Source organism: Streptomyces sp. NPDC047043, assembly GCF_040644055.1.
GTDB lineage: Bacteria > Actinomycetota > Actinomycetes > Streptomycetales > Streptomycetaceae > Streptomyces.
In genome coordinates this window covers 218075-239568 of record NZ_JBEYVO010000015.1, presented here as the reverse complement: position 1 = coordinate 239568, position 21494 = coordinate 218075, and the positions used below count along the sequence as shown (strand labels likewise).

19 protein-coding genes and 1 pseudogene are annotated in these 21494 nt (G+C 71.0%); 8 read left to right on the top strand and 12 right to left on the bottom strand.

Annotation, left to right across the window (positions count from 1 at the left end; genetic code table 11):
• Window positions 1-54: 54 nt before the first annotated feature.
• The 4 genes from ABZ880_RS24790 to ABZ880_RS24775 form a co-directional block, all read right to left on the bottom strand.
• Window positions 55-1449, bottom strand: a complete 1395-nt coding sequence (locus tag ABZ880_RS24790; protein ID WP_361266641.1) for a hypothetical protein — start codon at window positions 1447-1449, stop codon at window positions 55-57.
• Between the two features lie 89 nt (window positions 1450-1538).
• Window positions 1539-1985, bottom strand: coding sequence for a hypothetical protein (locus ABZ880_RS24785; protein ID WP_361266639.1), 447 nt, complete (start codon window positions 1983-1985; stop codon window positions 1539-1541).
• A gap of 33 nt (window positions 1986-2018) precedes the next feature.
• Window positions 2019-2489, bottom strand: a complete 471-nt coding sequence (locus ABZ880_RS24780; RefSeq protein WP_361266637.1) for an SHOCT domain-containing protein — start codon at window positions 2487-2489, stop codon at window positions 2019-2021.
• 118 nt (window positions 2490-2607) lie between these two features.
• Window positions 2608-3303, bottom strand: a complete 696-nt coding sequence (locus tag ABZ880_RS24775) for an HdeD family acid-resistance protein (protein ID WP_361266635.1) — start codon at window positions 3301-3303, stop codon at window positions 2608-2610.
• A 234-nt stretch (window positions 3304-3537) separates the two neighbouring features.
• Here ABZ880_RS24775 and ABZ880_RS24770 point away from each other — a divergent pair, with 234 nt between their 5' ends.
• Window positions 3538-4947, top strand: coding sequence for a DUF2252 domain-containing protein (locus ABZ880_RS24770; protein WP_361266634.1), 1410 nt, complete (start codon window positions 3538-3540; stop codon window positions 4945-4947).
• 47 nt (window positions 4948-4994) lie between these two features.
• On the opposite strand, the gene ABZ880_RS24765 is transcribed toward ABZ880_RS24770, so the two are convergent.
• From ABZ880_RS24765 to ABZ880_RS24755, 3 genes are all read right to left on the bottom strand, one after another.
• A complete protein-coding gene (locus ABZ880_RS24765; RefSeq protein ID WP_361266632.1) occupies window positions 4995-5213 on the bottom strand; it encodes a hypothetical protein in 219 nt (72 codons plus the stop codon).
• 113 nt (window positions 5214-5326) lie between these two features.
• Window positions 5327-7948: a LuxR C-terminal-related transcriptional regulator gene (locus tag ABZ880_RS24760; RefSeq protein ID WP_361266630.1), complete on the bottom strand. Its 2622-nt coding sequence runs from the start codon at window positions 7946-7948 to the stop codon at window positions 5327-5329.
• 202 nt (window positions 7949-8150) lie between these two features.
• Entirely contained in the window at window positions 8151-8720 is a 570-nt protein-coding gene (locus ABZ880_RS24755; RefSeq protein WP_361266628.1) for a hypothetical protein, read from the bottom strand.
• A gap of 268 nt (window positions 8721-8988) precedes the next feature.
• Between ABZ880_RS24755 and ABZ880_RS24750 the strand changes: the two genes are divergently transcribed.
• The gene (locus ABZ880_RS24750; protein ID WP_361266695.1) at window positions 8989-9981 is read left to right on the top strand and encodes a nitroreductase family protein; all 993 of its coding nucleotides are present in this window, start codon (window positions 8989-8991) and stop codon (window positions 9979-9981) included.
• 20 nt (window positions 9982-10001) lie between these two features.
• Here the strand turns inward: ABZ880_RS24750 and ABZ880_RS24745 are convergent, their stop codons facing one another.
• Window positions 10002-10400 (bottom strand): STAS domain-containing protein, encoded by a 399-nt coding sequence (locus ABZ880_RS24745; RefSeq protein WP_361266626.1) that lies wholly within the window; start codon window positions 10398-10400, stop codon window positions 10002-10004.
• 241 nt (window positions 10401-10641) lie between these two features.
• Between ABZ880_RS24745 and ABZ880_RS24740 the strand changes: the two genes are divergently transcribed.
• The 5 genes and pseudogenes from ABZ880_RS24740 to pflA all read left to right on the top strand — a co-directional run bounded on the left by ABZ880_RS24740 (window position 10642) and on the right by pflA (window position 16160).
• Window positions 10642-11472 carry a universal stress protein gene (locus tag ABZ880_RS24740; RefSeq protein WP_361266624.1) on the top strand — a complete coding sequence of 277 codons (831 nt, stop codon included), beginning with the start codon at window positions 10642-10644 and terminating at the stop codon, window positions 11470-11472.
• A 191-nt stretch (window positions 11473-11663) separates the two neighbouring features.
• On the top strand, window positions 11664-12290 hold the full coding sequence (locus ABZ880_RS24735) for a DoxX family membrane protein (protein WP_361266622.1): 627 nt from the start codon (window positions 11664-11666) through the stop codon (window positions 12288-12290).
• Window positions 12291-12505: 215 nt separating this feature from the next.
• Window positions 12506-12848 (top strand): annotated as a pseudogene (locus ABZ880_RS24730) (hypothetical protein); the annotation flags it as partial.
• Window positions 12849-13158: 310 nt separating this feature from the next.
• Complete coding sequence (gene pflB / locus ABZ880_RS24725) at window positions 13159-15417, top strand: formate C-acetyltransferase (protein ID WP_361266620.1); 2259 nt, start codon at window positions 13159-13161, stop codon at window positions 15415-15417.
• Window positions 15414-16160 (top strand): pyruvate formate-lyase-activating protein, encoded by a 747-nt coding sequence (pflA, locus tag ABZ880_RS24720; RefSeq protein ID WP_361266618.1) that lies wholly within the window; start codon window positions 15414-15416, stop codon window positions 16158-16160. Before pflB ends, pflA begins: the two co-directional genes overlap by 4 nt.
• Window positions 16161-16164: 4 nt before the next feature.
• On the opposite strand, the gene ABZ880_RS24715 is transcribed toward pflA, so the two are convergent.
• On the bottom strand, window positions 16165-16587 hold the full coding sequence (locus tag ABZ880_RS24715) for a pyridoxamine 5'-phosphate oxidase family protein (protein WP_361266616.1): 423 nt from the start codon (window positions 16585-16587) through the stop codon (window positions 16165-16167).
• Between the two features lie 452 nt (window positions 16588-17039).
• Here ABZ880_RS24715 and ABZ880_RS24710 point away from each other — a divergent pair, with 452 nt between their 5' ends.
• Complete coding sequence (locus ABZ880_RS24710; protein ID WP_361266614.1) at window positions 17040-17246, top strand: hypothetical protein; 207 nt, start codon at window positions 17040-17042, stop codon at window positions 17244-17246.
• A gap of 10 nt (window positions 17247-17256) precedes the next feature.
• Here ABZ880_RS24710 and ABZ880_RS24705 read toward each other — a convergent pair whose 3' ends face one another.
• The 3 genes from ABZ880_RS24705 to acs form a co-directional block, all read right to left on the bottom strand.
• Window positions 17257-18528, bottom strand: coding sequence for an alpha/beta hydrolase-fold protein (locus ABZ880_RS24705; protein WP_361266612.1), 1272 nt, complete (start codon window positions 18526-18528; stop codon window positions 17257-17259).
• A 192-nt stretch (window positions 18529-18720) separates the two neighbouring features.
• Window positions 18721-19311, bottom strand: coding sequence for an adenylate kinase (locus tag ABZ880_RS24700; protein WP_361266610.1), 591 nt, complete (start codon window positions 19309-19311; stop codon window positions 18721-18723).
• Window positions 19312-19455: 144 nt separating this feature from the next.
• Window positions 19456-21441 (bottom strand): acetate--CoA ligase, encoded by a 1986-nt coding sequence (gene acs / locus ABZ880_RS24695; RefSeq protein ID WP_361266609.1) that lies wholly within the window; start codon window positions 21439-21441, stop codon window positions 19456-19458.
• Window positions 21442-21494: the final 53 nt, after the last annotated feature.

The window sequence follows — 21494 nt, the reverse complement described above, 5'->3', positions numbered from 1 at the left end:
TGGGTGACGGGATCCCCGAGTCGTACGTCGGCCGGCCCGCCGGCGCCGGAGCGCTCAGGCGGAGGTGCCGGTTGCGGGCGCGGGCTCCGGTCCGGACGGTCCAGGCGGTCCCGTGACGCCCGGCGTTCGCCCGAGCGCGGCGAGCCCCGGCCCGGGAGCGAGGAACTCACGCACCCCGAACAGAGCCAGGATCACCACGGCGAACCAGAACACCACCAGGCCCGTCGGGTGGTTCCAGAACGCGAACACGATCGAGGCGCCCAGCAGGATCACGATCCCGATCCACCGCTTCCACCGCCGCACGAACGGCTCCACCGGCCCGGCCCGGAAACCCACCTGGTCGGCCACCTGGCGGACTCCGCCGACCCCGGTCGTGCACGCGGCACGGGTCGTCGTCGCGGCCCGGGACGGGCCGACGAAGAACGCGCCGAGCGCGACCAGCACCGCCAGGATCCCCACCGTGCGCAGGGTCTTCCGCAGGAAGTGCACCAGGGCGTCGTAGACCGACCCGGCCGCATCCGGGGAGACACCGGCCGGCAGATGGTTGAGGAAGGACGTGCGCATGATTGCGAGGGCGATGCCGAACACCAGCATCGCCACGGCGATCCCCGACGCCGCGCCGATCAAGGCGTGTCGGCGGTTGTGGGCGAGGTAGACACCCGTCGTCGCGACCAGCACCGCGACCACCGGAAGCCAGTTTCCGAGGATCTGCAGCAGCCTCACATAGGTCCTGGCCTGCGCCAGCTGGGGAGCGGCGTACACCGTGAACTTGGTGTGGACCTGCGGGATCTTCGAGGCCAGTGCGAAGCCCGAGTCCGTGAGCTGTTTCTTCACCTGGTCGACGACCGGTCCGATGTCGATGGTGACCTTGTCGCCGGAGAGCTGGACCGTTCCGCCGCCCTCGCCGGTGAGGGCCTTCACCATCGTGGTGTGTGCCGCCGTGATGGCCCGCGTCCATATGGTCGCGAAGGCGTCGCTGGTCACGACTCTGTCCGCGGCGGCCCCGACGAGACTCTCCAGTCCGTCGCCGATGGGTCCGCTCAAGTTGCCGATCAGGTCGGCCGCGCGGGGCGGGACGCCCTTCTGGTGTGCCGCCTGGGAGAGCTGGTCGACCACGGACTGGACGTCGATCTTCTGGATCACGACGTCGGTGACCCTGCGGGAGATCGCCTTCTGCACATCGGGGTCGCTCGCGAGCGGCCCCATGGTTGCGACGAACCGGTCGGTGTCGGTGACCTGGTCACGCGCCCACACGGCCGTCACGGCCAGGATCGACAGGATCGACGCCAGGATGACGAGCAGCACCGAACCGGTGGTCCGGAAGGGATGCCGCTGTCGCGGCGCGGCCGCCGACTCGAGCTGCCCCACGCGTCGGCGCAGTTCCTCCAGTTCTTTCGTGTTCGACGCGCCGGCGTCGCCCGACTCGCCCGTGGCGTTCTCTGGCGCCATGGAGCACTCCCCTCCTCGTCGAGCAGGGCTGCGCGAAAGCGGACGAGCGGGAGCGCTCCAACCCGGTGGCCCCGCCCGTCGGCGCGCCCTCACACGTCGTGCGGCTGGCGCTCGTACGCGGTGTAGAAGGCCTTGCGGTCGACCACGCACAGGGCCCAGATGATGAACCCCGAGAACGCGATCACGACGACCGACCAGACCGGGTAGTACGGCAGGGAGAGGAAGTTGGCGATGATCATGAGTCCGGCAATGCCCACGCCGGCGACACGCGCCCATGTCGCTGCCTGGAACAGCCCCAGGCTGACGGCCACGCCGATCGCGCCCAGCACCAGATGGATCCAGCCCCAGCTGGTGAGATCGAACTCGAAGACGTAGTTGCGCGTGGTGACGAAGACGTTGTCGTTGGCGATCGCCATGATGCCCCGGAAGATGGCGAGCATGCTTGCGAGCAGGAGCATGACGGCCCCGAAGGCCATCACGCCGCCCGCCCATGCCTGCCTCGTCGCGTGCGCCTCGGGGGTGTGCGTCGCGGTCATGCTGCTGCCTCGTTTCGTTCGGTCCGGGCGTGCTCAGCGACCGGAGGTGGAGCGGACGGACGCCGATTGCTCTGCCGACGCACCGTGACCGGAGAGGACCAGCTCCTTCGCCCTGCTGAACTCCTCGTCCGAGATGTCGCCGCGGGCCCGGATCTCGGAGAGCTTGGCGAGTTCGTCGGCGCTGCTGCGCTGGGTGCCCCCGCCCGCGGTCTCACGGACGTAGGAGTCGAACGCCTCCTGCTGCGCACGCGCCTGCGCGGCCTCCCGCCTGCCCATGTTCTTGCCGCGGGCGATCACGTAGACGAAGACGCCCAGGAAGGGCAGGCAGATGGTGAACACCAGCCAGCCGGCCTTCGCCCAGCCGCTCATGTCGTCGTCGCGGAAGATGTCGACGATGATCCGGAAGAGCAGGACGAACCACATGATCCACAGGAAGAAGATCAGCATGGTCCAGAAGGCGCTCAGCAGCGGATAGTCGTACGCGAGGTATGTCTGCGCGCTCATGTCTCTCCTCCGTCCCGGGCGTTCGCCCGGCAGCCGTTCTGTGCCGGATTCAGCGTGCGCACGGCAAGTTCGGTCGGGCTTCACCCGCTGAGGGTGATCGTGTGCGCCGGGTGCGGGGTCAGGGCGTTGTTTCCCGGGATTCGGGCGTCGCGGTGCCGGACGGCGAGGGCTGCAGCGACATCTGTCCGGCGCTGCGGCGCAGCGCGGACCGCCAGGCGAGGGCGACCGCCGTCTCGGCCAGGCCGAGCAGCACGAGCCAGAGGCCGAGCAGCCGGGTCAGCGCACGGGCGGTCTCGGTCGGCAGGGCCAGCACCACGATCCCCGCAACGATGGTGAGGATCGCCCCGCCCAGGACGGCGCCGCGGTGCGGCATGTCCTTCATGGCGATGGCCGTGTAGAGGGTGAGGATGCCGGACACCAGCCAGACGACGCCGACGACGAGCGAGAGCGCGGCGATGGTCTGCAGCGGATTGCGCAGGCACAGCACCCCGGCCAGGACGTACAGCACCGCCATGAGCAGCCCGGGGATCCGTTCGCCGTGGCCCTGCCGGGAGAAGGCGCCGACGAACCGGAACGCCCCCATCAGCAGGAGGTACAGACCGATCAGGACCGCCAGGACGTGCAGGGTCTCGTCCGGCCAGACCAGGATCAGGATGCCCGGCACGAGCGTGGCCACCGCCGAGGCCAGTATCCAGGTCCAGGACCGGCCGAGCCGGGCCAGCGCCTCCGCGGGGTCGCCCATGGGGCTCGGAGCCGCCCCGTCGGACATCCGGTCCGGCCCGGGACGCGGCGCCGGTCCACGTGGCTGGGTCATGGCTCCTCCTCGCGTTCTCCCTGCTTCCCCCTGCGCGATCGAGCGGTCGCCTCCGGACCGCCGGAGGTGGTGTACGGGGATCTCACCGGGCCAGCGTCGCGCGCGGCCCCGGGTGCCGGGTCACCCACAACGGGTGATCCGTCCGCACCGCCGCGGCGGTGCGCTGGAATCGGAGCCGCTCCCCGGCCTGCCGCCGGTTCCGACGGCTGCCCGCACGCACCAGGAGGTCGAGCCATGACCGAACCGAACATCTTCACCGCCTTTCTGCCGGCGGCCGAACGAGCGGCATACGGAAGGAGCGCGCGCAACCGTGTGTCGCGTTCGGACCACAGCCACTTCGAGGCGGGGCGGGACCGGCCCGATCCGATCGGCGTGATCGAGCGTCAGTCCGCCACCCGGGTACCGGAGTTGGTGCCCATCCGCTACGGACGCATGCTCGAGTCGCCATTCCGCTTCTACCGCGGCGCGGCGGCGATCATGGCCATGGACCTGGGGCGCTTCCCGGACACCGGGCTGCGGGTGCAGTTGTGCGGAGACGCCCATCTGCTCAACTTCCGGCTGCTCGCCTCGCCGGAACGCCATCTGGTCTTCGACATCAACGACTTCGACGAGACGCTGGACGGACCCTTCGAATGGGACGTCAAGCGGCTCGCCGCCAGCTTCGTGATCGCCGCCCGGGCCAACGGCTTCCCGGTCAAGGAGCAGAACAGCGCGGTGCAGACGTGTGTGCAGGCCTATCGGGAGCGGATGCGCGAATTCGCCGGCATGGGCACCCTCGACATCTGGTACGCCCAGGACGACACCGACCACATGCGGAAGCTGCTCGCCTCCTCGATGGACAAGGAAGCCAGGCGCCGCGCCGACGAGGCGACGGCGAAGGCCCGCACCCGCACCCATCTCCAGGCCTTCGCAAAACTCACCGAGGCCTCCGCCGAAGGGCGCCGCATCGCCCCGGACCCGCCGCTGATCACCCCGCTGAGGGACCTGACGGCCGAGTCGGGCGCCGCGGAACAGGAGAAGGAACTGCAGGTCATCCTGGACGACTATGCGCACACCCTGTCGGCCGAACGCAGGCATCTGCTGCGCCACTACCGACTTGTCGACATCGCCCGCAAGGTCGTCGGTGTCGGCAGCGTCGGCACCCGCTGCTGGATCCTGCTGCTGCTCGGCAGGGACGACGACGATCCCCTGCTGCTGCAGGCCAAGGAGGCCCAGGAGTCGGTGCTGGCCGCACACACGCACGGCGAGCGCTACGACAACCAGGGCCGCCGGGTGGTGAGCGGACAGCGCCTCATCCAGACGACCAGTGACATCTTCCTGGGCTGGACCCACGTCGTGGGCCTCGACGGACACGAGCGGGACTTCTACGTCCGACAACTGCGGGACTGGAAGGGCATCGCCCGGCCGGAGACCATGGGGCCGGACCTGCTCCGCCTCTTCGCCCGGCTGTGCGGGGCCTCCCTGGCCCGGGCGCACGCCCGCTCCGGCGACCCCGTCGCCATCGCCACCTACCTGGGCGGCAGCGACCGCTTCGACCGGGCGCTCACCGTGTTCGCCCAGGCCTACGCCGATCAGAACGAGCGGGACTTCGCGGCATTGGGTGCGGCCTCGCGCTCGGGCAGGGTCACCGTGGAGGAGCTTTGAGGAGCGGCTTCAGACGTTTGAGGAGCGGCTTCGAACGACGGGTTGGTTCATTGAACCAACCCGTCCGTTCGCTCCGGCAGTTGCCGCATCTCGACGACGTGCAGTCCCAACGACTGACAGCGCGCCAGCAGCCCGTACAGCTGTGCCTCGTCGACCACATGGCCGTAGAGGACCGTCTGACCGGCCATCGTCACGTGATCCAGCTCCGGGAAGGCCTTGGTCAGCGTCTCCGACATGTGTCCATCGACGCGGATCTCGTAGCGCATGGGCTGTTCTCCCGTGGGCGGCGTGCGGACCGGCGTACTTCGCCCTTCTCTCTCTGCGATCGTCCTCCGCGGTGCCCCGCCGAACCTCACCCCGTAGAGGTGACCCGGCGCGGTCACAGCAGCCGCAGGTCGCGCGCGCGGCGCACGGCGTCGTTGCGCCGGTTCACCGCCAGCTTCCGGTAGACGCTCTTGAGGTGGGTCTTCACGGTGTTCACCGATACGAACAGGTCGGCGGCGATCTCCTGCGTCGACATCGGCTGAGCCAGCCGGCGCAGCACCTCGCGCTCGCGCTCGCTCAGCCCCTCCACCACCACCAGGGGGGAGGGTCCTGTCCGGGATTGGGGCCCGTCACCACTTGATGGTGCGGCCGGCGTGAGCCAGCCCCTCGCCAGCTGCTGGAGCGGCGCCATGGCGAGGAGGGGTCTGATCCAGGGCCCGGTTTCGAGGAAGGGACGGCGCAGCCGCTCGCGCCGGGCGTCGACGAGAGCGTGCGCGACGAGCCTGGAGGCGGTGACGGCGTCGCCCGCCTGCTCCGCGACCTGGGCCCGCACCAGTGCGGCCCGGACGTCCACCGCCGGTCCGGGCCGGCTCTCGCTGTGGACGCCGTCGAGCAGATCGATCGCGGCATCGGGCCGGCCGGTGGCGAGGTGGAGGCGGGCGGCCTCCACAGCGCAGGTCGGTTCGTCGTCGGGCACGGCTCGCAGCAGCTCGGCGGCCTCCTCTGGATGCCCTGCCGCCAGCTCGGCGGCGGAGGCGACCAGTGCCTCGTGGCTCTCCGCCCACGGTGAGGTCACGGCGGCGGAGACGGCCGGGTTCGCGGCGTCGACAGCGGCTCGTGTGTCGCCCCGGGCCAGCAGGAGACGCGCTGTGACGATGGCCCGTACCGCCGCCGTGACCGGATCCTGCGGTGGGGAGTGGAGTGCGGCCACCTCGTCGAGGAGGGTCTGGGCCCGGCCCAGTTCGTTGCGCTCGACGGCCACGGCGGCCAGGACCAGCCGTTCGATGCCGGAGCCGGACGGCCGGGGCAGGCTGTGGCGCTCCGTTTCGGCCAGCGCCGCCGCGGCCTTCTTCTCCGCCCTGCCGGGCCAGCCGGTCAGGTAGTCGATCAACGCCAGATGGCCCAGGGAGTCCTCGCGAAGGAACACGGTCGAGGCTCCGCCGGGGGAGGCGGTCGCCGCGGACAGGGCCCTGCGCGCGTCCTCGAAGTGTCCGGCCCACAGACGCGTGGAGCCCAGGTGGGTCAGCAGGAGGGCGGTGAGCTCGGGGTGTTTGTCCAGGAGGTGCGCGGGCACCTCACGCTGCAGTTCCTCCGCGGTCTCGGCGGCCTGTTCCGCCTGCCCGGGAGAACCGGTCAGCCGGGCCGCCAACGCCTCCAGCAGGGTGCAGCTCAGCCGCGCCGTCGCAGGCGCGCCCGAGGCCAGCCGTTCCTCGGCGTGGTGCAGGTGGGCCAGGCCGTGGTCGAGATCCCGCCCGGACAGGTCACGGGCCGCCCGGACCACGTCCGTCGCGGCGCTGTGGACCTCCGGTCCCATCCCGGAGAACAGCCGGTCCAGGTCGGCGCAGCGCAGGCCGGTGAAGAGCTCGCCGATCGCCAGGTCGTCGACGAGGGCGTCCGCCGTGAACTCCCAGTCGCCCGCGGCGGCGCCGTGCGCGAGGGTCTCCGGCAGGGAACCGGAACGCCGCAGCCACTGCGCCGCCCGCCGGTGGAGTTCGGGTTCCAACCCGGGGGAGCGCACCCGCAGATGGGCTCGGAGTATCTCCCCGAACAGCGGGTGGAGGCGGTACCACGAGTGCCCCAGGTCCTCTACGAATGCGTTCGCGCGATGCAGCCGGGCCAGGATCGGCTCGGCATCGGTCCGACCGGTCAGGGCGTTGACCAGCTCGGGACAGAAACGCTCCAGAACGCTGACGCGCAGCAGCACGTCCTGTGTCTGCTCCGGCTGCCGCTTGAGCACCTCTGCCAGCAGGAAGTCCGCGACCGTGCTCCGGCCGGCCTCGAACTCCTTCAGATACGTCTCCGGGTCCGAAGTCTGCCGAGCCGCCAGCGCGCACAGGCGCAGGCCGGCGGCCCAGCCCCGGGTGCGGTCCACGAGGGCGCGCGCGGCCTCCACGGGAAGGCGCAGTCCGTGCAGCTCGAGCAGCGTGACGGCCTCATCGGGTGTGAAGGCCAGCTCCGCACCGCGGATCTCCGTGAGCTCGCCGGCCGCCCGGTACCGGTGCAACGGCAGCATCGGCTCGGTACGGGTGACGAGGACCAGGTGCAGACCCTGCCCCGCGTGGTGCAGGACGAACTCCAGCTGTTCGGCGACCTCCGGGGCCGTTTCCCGGTCGAACTCGTCGAGCACCACGGTCGTGGGCCGGTGAGCACTGTTCAGCTCGGCTGCGAGCGCTGCCAGGAGCCGGCGGTCCACCCGGACGGCGTCCACCGGGCAGCCGACCTCGTCGGTGACCGGCGCTCCGGAGGCACGCAGAGCATGCAGGACGTACGCCCAGAACACGCCCGGGCGCCGGTCCTCCGCCTCCACGGTGAGCCACGCCACCGGATGCGCCAGGCCCGCGGCCCAGTCGGCGACCAGCAGGGTCTTGCCCGCGCCGGCGGCTCCGTTGACCATGGTCAACGGCGTCCTGAGCCCCTGGTCGAGGTGGTGGAGCAGCCGTTGCCGCCGAAGGAACGTGGCCGGCCGCATCGGCAGCGCGAACCGGGTGCGGAGAATGGGGTCTCCGAGGGGATCCATGCCAGGGACAGTCGCTCCTGCAGTGTTCTCGTCGATCGCAGCCACTGCGCTCACCACCCGCTGTGCGTCAGGCCGTTTGCAGCGCTCTCCTCGCTCTGAAACAGTCTTCCCGGCGATAAACCAGACATATAGGGTCCAGTGGCCCCTTTATGCAGGGCCGGACGCTCCTGCCTCGGAGATCCGAGGACCCCGGACGGCGTGATCAGCCCGTCTTGTGCCCCCACCGGGGGCCGACCAGATCCCACTCCCTTCCCCACTCGTCGATGCGTCGGCGGTCCAGCCACCAGCGTGCGGCGCCGTAGACGCCGAACGCCATTCCGGTCACGGCGAGCGCCGCCCCGGCGCCCAGGCAGCCAGCCTCGACGGCCGCGTCCGTGCCGGTCGGCGGCCGGGTGGTGAGGTTCCCCTGCGGGTCCGTCCAGACCACGACCGTGGAACCGGCCTTTCGACCGCTGCCCACCAGCGTCTTGTCGGTGCGGGTGGAGCCGTCCGCGAGTGTCCAGCGGACCTTCACCAGCGCCGAGTAGCCCTTCGTCGCGGATCGTGACGCGCCCGTGAGGAGGACCGCGTGCACGGGGATGCGCTCGGCGCGCTGCTGCGCGAACTCGTCGTCGGCGGCCCTGGCGGTGAACACACCGGCGAGCGTGCCGCCCACGGCGATCAGCACCCAGACGGCCAGCACGAGCCACGCCTCGAGAACGTCGTCCCGGCGGCGCAGCGGGTTGGCCCGCCATCGCCACAGCCACTTCCTCCTTCGCCCGCCTGCGCGCATCGCCAGCACCTCCTCTGCGTGACTTTCACGACCGTGGCATCCGGGATCTGCCGGCGGTATGGGCCGGGCAGGCGGAGCAGTGGGCCGATCGGACCAAGCGCAAGACCCCGCAGCCCGTTCGGCTCCGTGGCCGGCTTTGCCCCGTCGGCCGACGGTGGCCTGACCGGCCGCCGACGAGGGACCAACGGCCCCTCACCCGCGTCGCCGCCGCGCTCCCACCCTCGGAAGGCAACAGCACCGGTTCCCACCCGTCCGGGAGGAGGGCATGATGCGATCCGAGCCTCTCGACGCCGAGATCCTGGAAGCCTGTATCGCTGCGGCCGTCGCCGCACCCTCGTTCTTCAACACCCAGCCGTGGCGCTTCCGGCTGGACCCCGAGACCGTCACCTTCGAGGTGCGCGCGGTCCCGGAGCGCAGCCTGCACCATGCCGATCCCGTCGGCCGTGCCCTCCACCTGTCGCTGGGTGCCTCCGTCTTCAACCTCCGCGTCGCGGTGTCCCACTTCGGCTGGACTCCAGTCGTACGCCTGCTGCCGCGCCCTGAGGACCCCGGGCTGCTCGCCGTCGTCCGGCCCACGGGAGCCGTGCGTCGGCCCACCACGGAGCACCGCGGCGACCTCTATCCGGCGATCTGGCGCAGGCACAGCAGCCGTCTCCCGTTCACCGGCAGGCCGCTGCCGCCGCAGGCGCGCGCCGAACTCGCAGAGGCGGCCCACACCGAAGGCGCCTCGCTGACCTTCCCCGGGGCAGCCGAGACGGCACGTCTGCTGGGCGTGACCGCGCAGGCCGAGCAGCGCAACCGGGCCGACGTCGACCGGGGCACGGAAAGCCGCCGCTGGGTCCGCCGGGGTCCCGACGACACCGGCCTCCCGCAGAGCGCACTGGGCCCGCAGGACGCGCGGGAGCGCCTGCCCATGCGGGACTTCACCGCCGAGCGGCACCCCGAGCGGCTGTCGGCGAAGGACTTCGAGACCGCCCCGGCCATCGCCCTGCTCCGTACCGAGCACGATCGCCGCACGGACTGGCTGCGCGCCGGGGAGGCACTGGAACACGTCCTGCTCGTCGCCACCGCCCTCGGCCTGCGCGCGTCCCTGCTGCACCAGCCGATGGAATGGCCCGACCTGCGGCGCTTCCTCAGCCCGGACCCCGACCACACCGGACACCCGCAGATGCTGATCCGGTTCGGCTACGGCCCGGAGGGACCGGCCACCCCGCGCCGTGCCCCGCGCGCGGTGCTCGACACGGAAGTGCCGAACACCTAGCCCTTCCCGTCGGCGGGCGGTCACTGTCGGCCCGCCGCGACGGAGACGGCGTCCTCGTCACGGTCGCCGAAGAGGGCAGTGGGCACATCGGGGTGGATCTCGAAGACACCGCCCAGGCGCGTGGTCCGCAGCATGACCAGGAAGTGGCCGTCGGGGTTCACGAGCCGCAGTCGGCCCTCCCGGGCCAGCACCCGGTTTCTCGCCCGGCACAGCAGCCGCAGTCCGCTGCAGTCGATGAAGGTCACGGGACGCAGGTCCAGCACGAGGTCGGGGCGCCGGACGGCGGTCAGGGCGTCGATCCGCGCCGAGAGCGGCGACGCCGTCAGGATGTCGATCTCGCCGCGCACTTCCACCACGGTTGCGCCGCCGACGACACGTTCCGTGTGGCAGAGCTCGGGCCTGGTGTGCTTTTCGGCCATATACAGAGCAAAGCCGGGTGCGGCAACCGGCGGAAGGGCCGGTCGGCCCTGTGTGGAGGGGTGACGGGACCGGGCGGCTCCACACGATCGCACACCGTGCAGTGAGGGTCGCTCTCCGGTACGACCGGGACCGATGGCCCCGTTCCGTGGCCACCTGCCCGCCCCAGCATCAGGGGTGGGCCTTCGCCCGCACCGGCCCTGTCCGGATCCGACCGTACCGAAGCACCGAAGGGAGCACGACATGACTGCCCAGCACGTGGTCGTCGGAGTGGACGGCTCACTGACCGCCGTACGGGCCCTGGACTGGGCGGCGCGAGAGGCGGAAAGGCGCGGCGCCGCCCTGCGCCTCGTCCATGCCGTCCCCGACCTGGACGAGGCCGGGCCCGTGCTGGCATCGGCCGCCTCGCGGATCCGCGCGCGCCATCCCGGCCTGCCGGTCGTGACCGCACCGGCCGAGGGCGGCGCGGTGGAGACCCTGCTGCGCGAGAGCGACGGCGCGCTCCTCACCGTCGTGGGCAACCGCGGGCTCGGCGGGATCACCGGGCTGCTGTTCGGCTCGGTGAGTCTGCGGCTGGCCGGGCACACCCACAGCAGCCCCCTGCTGGTGGTGCGCGGCGACCACCGGTGCGACGAGGGCGGCGAGGTCCTGCTGGGACTGGGCGGCGACACCGACGCGGACGCGGCGGCCTACGCCTTCCAGGAGGCCGAGCGGCGCGGTGCCCCGCTGCGCGTCCTGCACTCCTGGTCCCACCGGCACATCGCGCCCGAAATGCCCTCGCCGATACCCGCGACCAGCCCCGGACAACGGGACCTGGCCCAGCGCGACGCAACCGAGGCCGCCGTGTCGCGCTTCTCCCTGGCCGGGCTGCGGGAGAGGCACCCCGAGGTCGGCGTCGAGACGCGCACGGTGCGCACGGGGCCGGCACACGCGCTGCTGGAGGCCACCCGAGACGCCGCAGTCGTAGTCATCGGCGCCCATCGCCGCACGGACCGGCGCGGCCCGCACCTGGGGCCGGTCGCTCACACGCTGTTGCACCGCTCGCACTGCCCCGTGGTCGTCGTGCCGACCTGACGCGCGGCCCCGCCACCCGCCGCCGGCGGCTGAACAGGCCTGTACGGCAAGGACGTTCGGCCCTGCGGCACGGGCCGCGCAGCCCCTCCGACGCCGGCGGCCGAAGCGGGACATTGAAAGCGCAACGAGAACCCGAAGCACCACGAGCGTCGTCAACACCCCGCGTGTCACCCCTGAAAGGGATGAGGACCATGGCAGTCCACGACCACCCGCACCGGCATGTGCGGTTCCATCTCCCGTCGATGCGCAGGCCCATGACGGCCCATCAGCCCGCCGAGGCGACCACGCCTCTCGTCATGACGGCGACCAGCGCGCACGTCCTTGCCACACTGCGCGTCCTGACCGGGTTCGTCTTCCTGTGGGCCTTCCTCGACAAGACCTTCGGATTCGGCTACGCCACCCCGTCCGGCAAGGGCTGGATCGACGGCGGCTCGCCGACCAAGGGCTTCCTCGGCTCGGTCGCCGCCGGACCGATGGAGTCCACCTTCCACGACTGGGCCGGCGCCGGCTGGGCGGACTGGCTGTTCATGCTCGGCCTGCTCGGCATCGGCCTCGCCCTGATCGCGGGCATCGGCCTGCGGATCGCCGCCGTGGCCGGCACCGCGATGATGGTGCTGATGTGGATTGCCGAATGGCCGCCCGCCAAGCACCTGTCCGACGGGTCGGCCAGCATGTCGACCAACCCGTTCGCCGACTACCACCTCGTCTACGCCGTCGTCCTCGTCGCCCTCGCGGCCGCGGGCGCCGGCGCCACCTGGGGCCTGGGCAGGGCATGGGCACGCCTGCCCTTCGTCAGCCGCAACCGCTGGCTGCTCTGACGGACATGACGTCCCCGACCGGGGCACCGCCGCAGCGATGCGGCGGTGCCCCGGCTTTTCCGGCCGTGTCGCAACAGGACACAGCCGTCCTGACCGGCCCCTGCCACCGGGGCCATTGGTCCCTGTTGCGGCCTGCCGGATTGGGCCGTAGGGCCGTCGGGCAGGGACCGCCAGCCCAGATGCGCCGGGATCCGTGCCATTTGGCGTTCCTGGCCATGGAGAACGATCAGAACCCACGACGTCGGGCGCACGCCGGTGAAGGGTGGCCGCCGGCCGCCGGGAGACTGCTGACGCGCCGTGTTCGGCGAGGCCGACGGCAAGTGGGAGGGCTTCTACCGGGACCGCTGGGCGCACGACAAGGTGGTGCGCTCCACGCACGGCGTCAACTGCACCGGTTCCTGTTCGTGGATGGTGTACGTCAAGGACGGCATCATCACCTGGGAGCACCAGGCCACCGACTACCCGTCCATCGGCACGGACTGCCCCGAGTACGAACCGCGCGACTGCCCGCGCGGGGCGTCGTTCTCCTGGTACACGTACTCGCCCGTACCTCACCCTGCACTGCCTGGATCGAGGGGTCTTCCCGGTGCCGCAGGGCGTCCTCACATTCGTACGGGACACGCACGGGATGCTGCTCGCCGCCTGGTACGGGGTGATCGGGGTGCTCGTGCTCACCCGCTTCTGGCCGTAGTGGAGCAGCCTGTTGTAGCCGACCACGCGGCGGGGGAACAGGCGTGCGCGAGCAGGGCCGAAGGTCCCCTTGCACCGGTGCCGGACGGGACCGGCGCGTGCCCTGTCCGGCACTTCGAGCGATCGCCTCGGACCACGAGCATGAACCACGAGGGACACGTTCAGGAGAGGACCTGTGATGACCGCGACCGTGACAGCCGGTACCGGAACCGCCCACGCCTGGCGGCAGTTCGCCGGGACGGGGTGGCGCGAGCACATCGACGTGCGGGACTTCATCCAGGCCAACTACACGCCGTACGAGGGCGACGCGGCCTTCCTGACCGGACCCACCGACCGCACCCGGGCCGTCTGGGAGAAGGTCAGCGCGCTGTTCCCGGAGGAGCGTGCGCGCGGCATCCTCGACGTGGACACCGCGACCCCGTCGACGATCACGTCCCACGCCCCCGGCTACATCGACCGCGAACGGGAACTCGTCGTCGGCCTGCAGACCGACGCCCCGCTCAGGCGCGCCATCATGCCGAACGGCGGCCTGCGCATGGTCGAGAACGGCCTGAACGCGTACGGCTACGAGCCCGACCCGTTCGTCACCAAGGTCTTCGGCACCTACCGCAAGACCCACAACGACGGCGTCTTCGACGCCTACACCCCCGCGATGCGCACCGCCCGCAAGGTCGGCATCATCACCGGACTGCCCGACGCCTACGGCCGCGGCCGGATCATCGGCGACTACCGGCGCGTCGCGCTGTACGGCACCGACCGGCTGATCGAGGCCAAGCGGGCCGAACGGGCCCGGCTCGACGGACAGACCTCCACCCCGGACGTCATCCGCGATCGAGAGGAACTCGCCGAGCAGACACGGGCACTGGGCGAGCTCACCCGCATGGCGGCGACGTACGGCTGCGACGTCTCCCGCCCCGCCGCCACCGCGCACGAGGCCGTGCAGTGGCTGTACCTCGGGTACCTGGCCGCCGTGAAGGAGCAGAACGGCGCCGCGATGTCGCTGGGCCGCACCTCCACCTTCCTGGACGTCTACCTCCAGCGCGACCTGGACGCGGGCATCATCGACGAGACCCGAACCCAGGAACTGATCGACGACTTCGTCATCAAGCTGCGCATCGTACGGTTCCTGCGCACCCCCGAGTACGACGCACTCTTCTCCGGCGACCCCACCTGGGTGACGGAGTCCATCGGCGGCATCGGCACGGACGGCCGCCCCCTGGTCACCCGCACCTCCTTCCGCTTCCTGCAGACCCTCTACAACCTCGGCCCCGCCCCCGAGCCCAACCTGACCGTGCTGTGGTCGCCTCAACTGCCGTCCGGCTTCAAGGAGTTCTGCGCACAGGTCTCGATCGACACCAGTGCCGTCCAGTACGAGTCGGACGATCTGATGCGCCCCCGCACCGGTGACGACACCGCGATCGCCTGCTGTGTGTCGGCCATGGCGGTCGGCAAGCAGATGCAGTTCTTCGGGGCCCGCGTCAACCTCGCCAAGGCCCTGCTGTACGCCGTCAACGGCGGCCGCGACGAGATGACCGGCGACCAGGTCACCCCGGAGATGCCCGCCCTCACGGGCGACTGCCTGGACTACGAGGAGCTGTCGGCGGCGTACGACCGCGTCCTGGACTGGCTGGCGGAGACGTACGTCAACACGCTCAACGTCATCCACTACATGCACGACAAGTACGCCTACGAGCGCCTCGAAATGGCCCTGCACGACCATCCCGTGCATCGCTTCATGGCCTGCGGCATCGCCGGCCTCTCGGTGGCGGCGGACAGCCTCTCGGCCGTGAAGTACGCGCGCGTGAAGGTCATCCGGGACGGGACCGGACTGGCCGTCGACTTCCGGACCGAGGGCGAATTCCCGATGTACGGGAACAACGACGACCGCGCCGACGCCCTTGCCGTCCACCTGGTGGAGTCGTTCATGGAGAAGGTGCGCAAGCACCCCACCTACCGGGACGCCGAGCACACCCAGTCGGTGCTGACCATCACCTCCAACGTGGTGTACGGCAAGCACACCGGCAACACCCCCGACGGGCGGCGCGCCGGACAGCCCTTTGCGCCCGGAGCCAACCCGATGAACGGCCGGGACCGGCACGGTGTGGCCGCCTCCGCGCTGTCCGTCGCCAAGCTGCCGTACGAGCAGGCCCGCGACGGCATCTCGCTGACCACCACGATCACCCCCGAGGGCCTCGGCCACATGCCCGAGGAACGCGCGGGTCACCTGGTCGGCATCCTCGACGCGTACATGGCCGCCGGCGGGTTCCACATGAACGTCAACGTGTTGAACCGGGCCGTCCTGGAGGACGCCATGGAACACCCGGAGGAGTACCCGGAGTTGACGATCCGGGTCTCCGGGTACGCCGTCAACTTCGTCCGCCTGACCCGCGAGCAGCAGCTCGACGTGATCAGCCGCACCTTCCACGGATCGCTGTGAACACCATCGTCGAGCCGGTGACGGGCCGGATCCACTCCTGGGACCTGTCCACGGGAGTGGACGGTCCCGGGACCCGGTTCGTGCTCTTCGTCAGCGGCTGCCCGCTGCGCTGCCTGTACTGCGCCAACCCCGACACCTGGCACATGAGGGACGGACGGGAGGCCACGGTCGACGAGGTGATGGCCGAGATCGAGAAGTACCGGGCCTTCGTCACCACCGCCGGCGGAGGGGTGACCATCACCGGCGGCGAGGCACTGCTCCAGCCCGCGTTCACGGCTGCCGTGCTGCGCCGGTGCAAGGAACTCGGTCTGCACACCGCCCTGGACACCTCCGGCTTCCTGGGCGCCCGTGCCACCGACGAGCTCCTCGCCGACACCGACCTGGTCCTCCTCGACATCAAGTCCTTCGACGTCCGCACCTACCGCGAACTGACCGGCGGCGAACTCGCGCCCACCCTCAACTTCGCCACCCGCCTGGACCGGCTCGGCGTCCGGACGTGGATTCGCTACGTCCTGGTCCCCGGCTGGACGGACTCACCGGAAGCGATCTACGGCCTCGCCCGCTTCCTGGCCGGCCTCGGCAACGTCGACCGTGTCGACGTCCTGCCTTTCCACAAGCTGGGCGCCGCGAAATACGACGCCCTCGGCCTGCCCTTCCGCCTGCGGAACACGCCGACGCCAGGGCCCGACCTGGTCGGGCGGGTCCGGGAAGAGTTCCGAGAGCTGGGCCTGAACGCCTACTGATCCCTCACTGCATGCCGACCATGCCCCTGAGTTCGCGTCCGGTGACCATCTCCGACTCGATGCGTACGAAGACCGCGTCCCCCAGCGGCATCCAGGACCGCGGGCCGGTCTGCACCAGCCGTTCGTGCTCGTCGGGGTCGGTCACCACGGTCGCCCGGCCGGTGACGACGACGCTCCAGCCGGACCGGGTCGACGCAGTGAAATCGTCGGCTTCGAACGCGACCACGACGCCGTCGATGGCGCGGACGAGATCGGAGCCCGCCGAGGTGGACAGTACGACGGAGGTGTCGGTGTCCAGGGAGAAGTTGACCGGGAGGACAGCGGGCAGCGCCTGACGGGTGTACACGACACGGCCGACCGTCACCTTGGCCAGCAGCCGCAGGCATTCCTGCCGGTCGAGTCCGCGAAAGGCGTCGTCCTGGAACATCAGTCCATCGTCTCTGTGGGTGGCCCGAGGGGATAGGGCCGGTCGGCCCCCTCCACGTCCCCGCGAGGCCGGACCACAGACCTTTGTTTCCCAGGGCCCGCGCAGCCACCTCGCTGTAGGGCAGCAGCCGGGAGAGGCGTGCGGCTTTCAACCCGGGGCCCGTCTGCCCGGCCGCAGGTCCGTCGGCCCATGCCCCACGGGTGCCCTGAGGCAGAGAGTGGCTGCGGAGCACGGCCCCGCAGGCATGGCGCCTGCGCTTCGGCCGCGCTCCCCGAGCCGCAGTGCCACCGTGAGAGAGAAGAGAGGGACAAAATGGTCCAGCTGCCCGGCAGGGCCTGGCTGATGCTGGCCCTGGCCACCGTCGGATTCGCCGTGACTTCTGGGCGTGGGCGCTCCTCAGCCCGCTCGGTCCCCGGTTCGAGGACACCCTCGAGCTGTCCTCGTTTCAGCTCGTGGGCGCGGCAGGCGGCCTGGGCGGTTTCGTCCCGCCGCTGGTGATGGGCTCGCTGTGCGGTGCGCACAGCTCGTACGCGATCGGCCTGATCCTGCTGGGCGCGGTCGCGGCCGCAGCGCTGGCCTTCACCGAAACCGGCGTGCGCCACGCGCTCATCCGCCGGACGCCGACCGCTCAATCTCACGGAGCACAGCGGGAGTCATGAGCCGAGGGTCCTACCGGGTCGGCCGGCGCTCGGTCGCGGTCGGCGACGGCTCACCCTCCGCCCGGACGGCCGGTTTGCCCTGTGCGGGCTTGGTGGTGCGACGGGGCAGCACGTCCTGGGGGAAGATCAGTTGCTGGCTCTGCCAGGTGAGGGCGGCGGGCATCTCGCTCGTCCAGGTGTTGAAGTTGTGCACGCCGTTGTCCGGGTTGATCGATGCCGTGCGCAGCGGGGGCTTCGCCAGGCGCAGGAATTCCCGGGCCTTCGGGTAGATGTCCTCGTCTCCGTGCTTGCTCGCCGCGATCAGGACCGACACCTGCGGGACCGGCAGGTGCTTCAGCCGCCAGAACAAGTTGTGGGAGTCGATCCGCCGCTGCCGGGCGATGCCACTGCCGAACAGGTTGCCGGTGGTCGGATCCTCCTTGACCTGGAAGTCGGGGGAGAGGGCCGCCGCGGAGGTGTAGACGTGCGGGTCGCGCATGGCGAGCTGCAGCGCGCAGGTGCCGCCGGAGGAGTAGCCGAGGGCGCCCCAGGCCGTGGCGCTGTGGCCCACCCGATAGGCGGACTTGAGGGCTTCCGGGAGGTCCTTGGCGAGGAACGTCTCCGTCTGCGGTCCCCCGGGCACGTTCACGCACTCGGTGTCGCGGGGCGGCGCGATGGTCGGACGGATCTCGACGATGACGGTCGGCTGCATCTTCCCCTCCTTCGTCAGCGCCTGGGAGTACTGCCAGACCCGCAGATGCTGGGCGAGGTTGTAGATGCTGCCCGGGTAGCCGCTCATGGCCACGATGACGGGGAAGCGCTGGCGGGCATACGCCCGTTGGAAGTACTGGGGTGGCAGGTAGACGAATGCGGGGTCGATCGCGCCGGTACGGCGCCCGACGACCCGCACCGACTCGACCCGGCCGTTCACCGCAGCCGGGCCGGTCGGTACGCCGGAGACGTGGTTCAGCAGCGAGGCGTCGCCGGGCTGGATCAGGGCCGTGTGCGTGTTGCTGATGCCGGTGACCCCTCCGGAGGAGTTGGTACCGGTGAGCGCGGCCGGTGCCGTGCTGTCGCTGCCGAACAGGTCGCTCCAGGAGCCGTAGAACTGGTAGTCGGCGTTGACGGCGGCGAACAGCGTGGTGATCGTCACCAGCTGTGTCGCGCCGATGGTGACGAGCCGTGCCGTGACCGCCGCCCAGCCGGGCCGGGCCAGGCGCGGCCACTGCCACACCGTGAGCGCAACGAACGCCGTGGTCAGAGCGGCCAGTACGTACACCGTCGTCCAGCTGGTGAGGTTCATGGTGCGTCCCTTGCTGCCAGGCTTCCGTACGGCTAGAGGGTTCACGGGCCGGGTGCGTTCCGTCCGCTTGTGTGCCACTCCTCACCCGTATGGCGGCGATCCTCGGAGGCAAGTCGATGCGGCACCTCGGATCTCCGGCCCGGGGACGCGAGCCGAACTCGATGGCAGCAGCTGGTGCCGCGGGCCTCTCCCTTACGCCGCCCCGTCCTCCGCACCCGCCCCGGCGGCCCCCGCAGACAGGTCCGCGAGAGCTGTCAGGGCGCGGTCGCCGATGTCCTCGACCGTTCCGACGGCGTTCACCGTCAGCAGCAGGACCGCGTAGTGGGCCAGGAGGGGAGCCGTCCGGCGGCGGTAGACCGTCTGCCGGTGACGGATGACCTCCTCTGTGTCGTCGGGGCGACCGCGGCCGCGCAGGCGTGCCACCACCACGTCCTCCGGAGCGGTGAGCTCCAGGACGGCGTCGAGGGCCGCTCCGGTCTCGGCCAGGATGGCGGAGAGCTCGCGCGCCTGCCGGACGGTGCGGGGGAAGCCGTCGAGCAGGAAGCCCCGCGCGGTGTCCGGCTCCTCCAGACGACGTCGCACCATGCCCGCGGTGACGTGGTCGGGCACGAGTTCCCCGGCGTCCAGGTACCGTTGCGCGTCCCGTCCCAGAGGTGTCCGCCGACGGACGTGGTCCCGGAACAGGTCCCCGGTGGAGATGTGAGGGATGCCTAGCCGCCGGCTGAGCAGAGCGGCCTGGGTGCCCTTGCCCACTCCGGGCGGGCCTATGAGGACGATGCGCATCAGGTCTGTGCCTTCCAGTTGTCGCGGGTTTCGCTGTGCGATTGGCCTGTCGTTGCTGTGCTCGGGGCGGGCGGCTGGGCTGACGGGGCCGTGGGCGGGATCGCCCGGGACGTGTCCGCTCCCTTCTTTCCCGTACGTATCCCGTCACCCGGTCTGCTGGGGCCGGCCCGAGAGCCCGGCGTTGATCAGGTCCATCACGGAGGCGTCGGCGAGTGTCGTGACGTCGCCGACCTGGCGGTTCTCCGCCACGTCACGCAACAGCCGCCGCATGATCTTCCCGGAGCGGGTCTTGGGCAGCTCCGAAACCACCAGGATCCGGCGGGGCTTGGCGATGGGGCCGATCTCCTGGGCCACGTGCTCGCGCAGCGCCGCGGTGACATCCGCTCCGTTCCCGCCGACGGCGCCGGCGACACCCGCGGCGTCCGTGACGTCCGCGACACCCGAGCGCAGGATCACGAAGGCGACGATCGCCTGGCCGGTCGTCGCGTCCGACGCCCCCACCACGGCGGCCTCGGCCACCGTCGGGTGCGACACGAGCGCCGACTCGACCTCGGCGGTGGAGATCCGATGGCCGGAGATGTTCATGACGTCGTCGACACGGCCCAGCAGCCAGATGTCGCCGTCCTCGTCGTAGCGGGCCCCGTCGCCGGCGAAGTAGTGCCCGCGGTCGGCGAACCGGGTCCAATAGGTCTCGCGGTAGCGGTCGTTGTCGCCCCACACTCCGCGCAGCATGGCGGGCCATGGCCGGTCCAGCACGAGGTAGCCGCTCGCGCCCGTGCCGACCTCTTCGCCCTGGTCGTCCACGACCTTGGCCGAGATGCCGGGCACCGCTGTCCGCGCCGAGCCGGGCTTGGCCGGGGCCGCTCCGGGCAGAGGCGCGATCATGACCGCGCCGGTCTCGGTCTGCCACCAGGTGTCCACCACTGGAGCGCGGCCGGCGCCGATGTGCTCGCGGTACCAGCGCCACGCCTCGGGGTTGATCGGTTCGCCCACGCTGCCGAGGACACGGATCGACGACAGGTCGTAGCGGGCCGGGAGCTGCTCGCCCCACTTCATGAACGTGCGGATGAGAGTGGGGGCGCTGTAGTAGACGGAGACCCCGTACCTCTCGATGATCTCGAAGTGCCGTCCCTCGTGCGGGGTGTTGGGCGTGCCCTCGTACAGGACCGAGGTGGTGCGGTTGGTGAGCGGCCCGTAGACGATGTAGGAGTGCCCAGTGATCCAGCCGATGTCGGCGGTGCACCAGTAGACGTCGTTGTCGGAGTCGAGGTCGAAGACGGCGCGGTGGGTGTACGAGGCCTGGGTGAGATAGCCGCCCGAGGTGTGGAGGATGCCCTTCGGCTTCCCGGTTGTGCCCGAGGTGTAGAGGATGAACAGCGGGTGCTCGGCGTCGAAGGACTCCGGCCGGTGCTCGTCGGACTGGGCGTCCAGCAGCTCGTGCCACCACAGGTCGCGGCCCTCGGTCCAGGGCACGGCCGTGCCCGTGCGCCGGACCACCAGGACGTGCTCGACGCCCGGCGTGTGGCGCGTCGCCTCGTCGGTGTTCGCCTTCATCGGTTCCGCCCGGCCGCGGCGGTACTGGCCGTCCGAGGTGATCAGCAGGCGGGCCCCGGCGTCCTCGATGCGCGACTGCAGGGCCGCGGGGGAGAAGCCGCCGAAGACCACGCTGTGCACCAGCCCGAGCCGGGCGCAGGCCAGCATGGCGACCACGGCCTCGGGGATCATCGGCAGCTGGATGGCGACCCGGTCACCGGCGCGCAGACCGAGCGAGAGCAGGGCGTTGGCCGCCCTGCAGACCTCGCGCTTCAGCTCCGCGTAGGTGATCGTGCGGGTGTCGCCCGGCTCGCCCTCCCAGAGGAACGCGACGCGGCCGCCGTGGCCGGCCTCGACGTGCCGGTCGACGCAGTTGTGGGCGACGTTCAGCCGCCCGCCGGTGAACCAGCGGGCGAACGGCGCATCCGACCAGTCCAGCACCTCGGACCACTCGGTCTCCCAGTCCAGGCGTTCCGCCTGCCGCGCCCAGAACGCCAGGCGGTCCGCCTCCGCGCTCTCGTCCGGTCGGGGCACCGCTGCTCCGGCTCCGGCGAGCGGGCTGTCGGGGGAGGGGCGGAGATCGGAGCGCGGGGACATGCGGGTTCCTCCTCGGGTACGGGTGCGGATGGTGGGCGACGGACGGGCTGTGC

Excerpts from the sequence above, each read along its gene's own strand:
- ABZ880_RS24790 (WP_361266641.1), bottom strand. The coding sequence starts at position 1,449 with ATGGCGCCAGAGAACGCCACGGGCGAGTCGGGCGACGCCGGCGCGTCG.
- ABZ880_RS24755 (WP_361266628.1), bottom strand. The coding sequence starts at position 8,720 with ATGCGCGCAGGCGGGCGAAGGAGGAAGTGGCTGTGGCGATGGCGGGCC.
- ABZ880_RS24785 (WP_361266639.1), bottom strand. The coding sequence starts at position 1,985 with ATGACCGCGACGCACACCCCCGAGGCGCACGCGACGAGGCAGGCATGG.
- acs (WP_361266609.1), bottom strand. The coding sequence starts at position 21,441 with ATGTCCCCGCGCTCCGATCTCCGCCCCTCCCCCGACAGCCCGCTCGCC.
- ABZ880_RS24705 (WP_361266612.1), bottom strand. The coding sequence starts at position 18,528 with ATGAACCTCACCAGCTGGACGACGGTGTACGTACTGGCCGCTCTGACC.
- ABZ880_RS24770 (WP_361266634.1), top strand. The coding sequence starts at position 3,538 with ATGACCGAACCGAACATCTTCACCGCCTTTCTGCCGGCGGCCGAACGA.
- ABZ880_RS24780 (WP_361266637.1), bottom strand. The coding sequence starts at position 2,489 with ATGAGCGCGCAGACATACCTCGCGTACGACTATCCGCTGCTGAGCGCC.
- ABZ880_RS24745 (WP_361266626.1), bottom strand. The coding sequence starts at position 10,400 with ATGGCCGAAAAGCACACCAGGCCCGAGCTCTGCCACACGGAACGTGTC.
- ABZ880_RS24700 (WP_361266610.1), bottom strand. The coding sequence starts at position 19,311 with ATGCGCATCGTCCTCATAGGCCCGCCCGGAGTGGGCAAGGGCACCCAG.
- pflB (WP_361266620.1), top strand. The coding sequence starts at position 13,159 with ATGACCGCGACCGTGACAGCCGGTACCGGAACCGCCCACGCCTGGCGG.
- ABZ880_RS24760 (WP_361266630.1), bottom strand. The coding sequence starts at position 7,948 with ATGGATCCCCTCGGAGACCCCATTCTCCGCACCCGGTTCGCGCTGCCG.
- ABZ880_RS24765 (WP_361266632.1), bottom strand. The coding sequence starts at position 5,213 with ATGCGCTACGAGATCCGCGTCGATGGACACATGTCGGAGACGCTGACC.
- ABZ880_RS24775 (WP_361266635.1), bottom strand. The coding sequence starts at position 3,303 with ATGACCCAGCCACGTGGACCGGCGCCGCGTCCCGGGCCGGACCGGATG.
- ABZ880_RS24740 (WP_361266624.1), top strand. The coding sequence starts at position 10,642 with ATGACTGCCCAGCACGTGGTCGTCGGAGTGGACGGCTCACTGACCGCC.
- ABZ880_RS24715 (WP_361266616.1), bottom strand. The coding sequence starts at position 16,587 with ATGTTCCAGGACGACGCCTTTCGCGGACTCGACCGGCAGGAATGCCTG.
- ABZ880_RS24735 (WP_361266622.1), top strand. The coding sequence starts at position 11,664 with ATGGCAGTCCACGACCACCCGCACCGGCATGTGCGGTTCCATCTCCCG.
- ABZ880_RS24750 (WP_361266695.1), top strand. The coding sequence starts at position 8,989 with ATGCGATCCGAGCCTCTCGACGCCGAGATCCTGGAAGCCTGTATCGCT.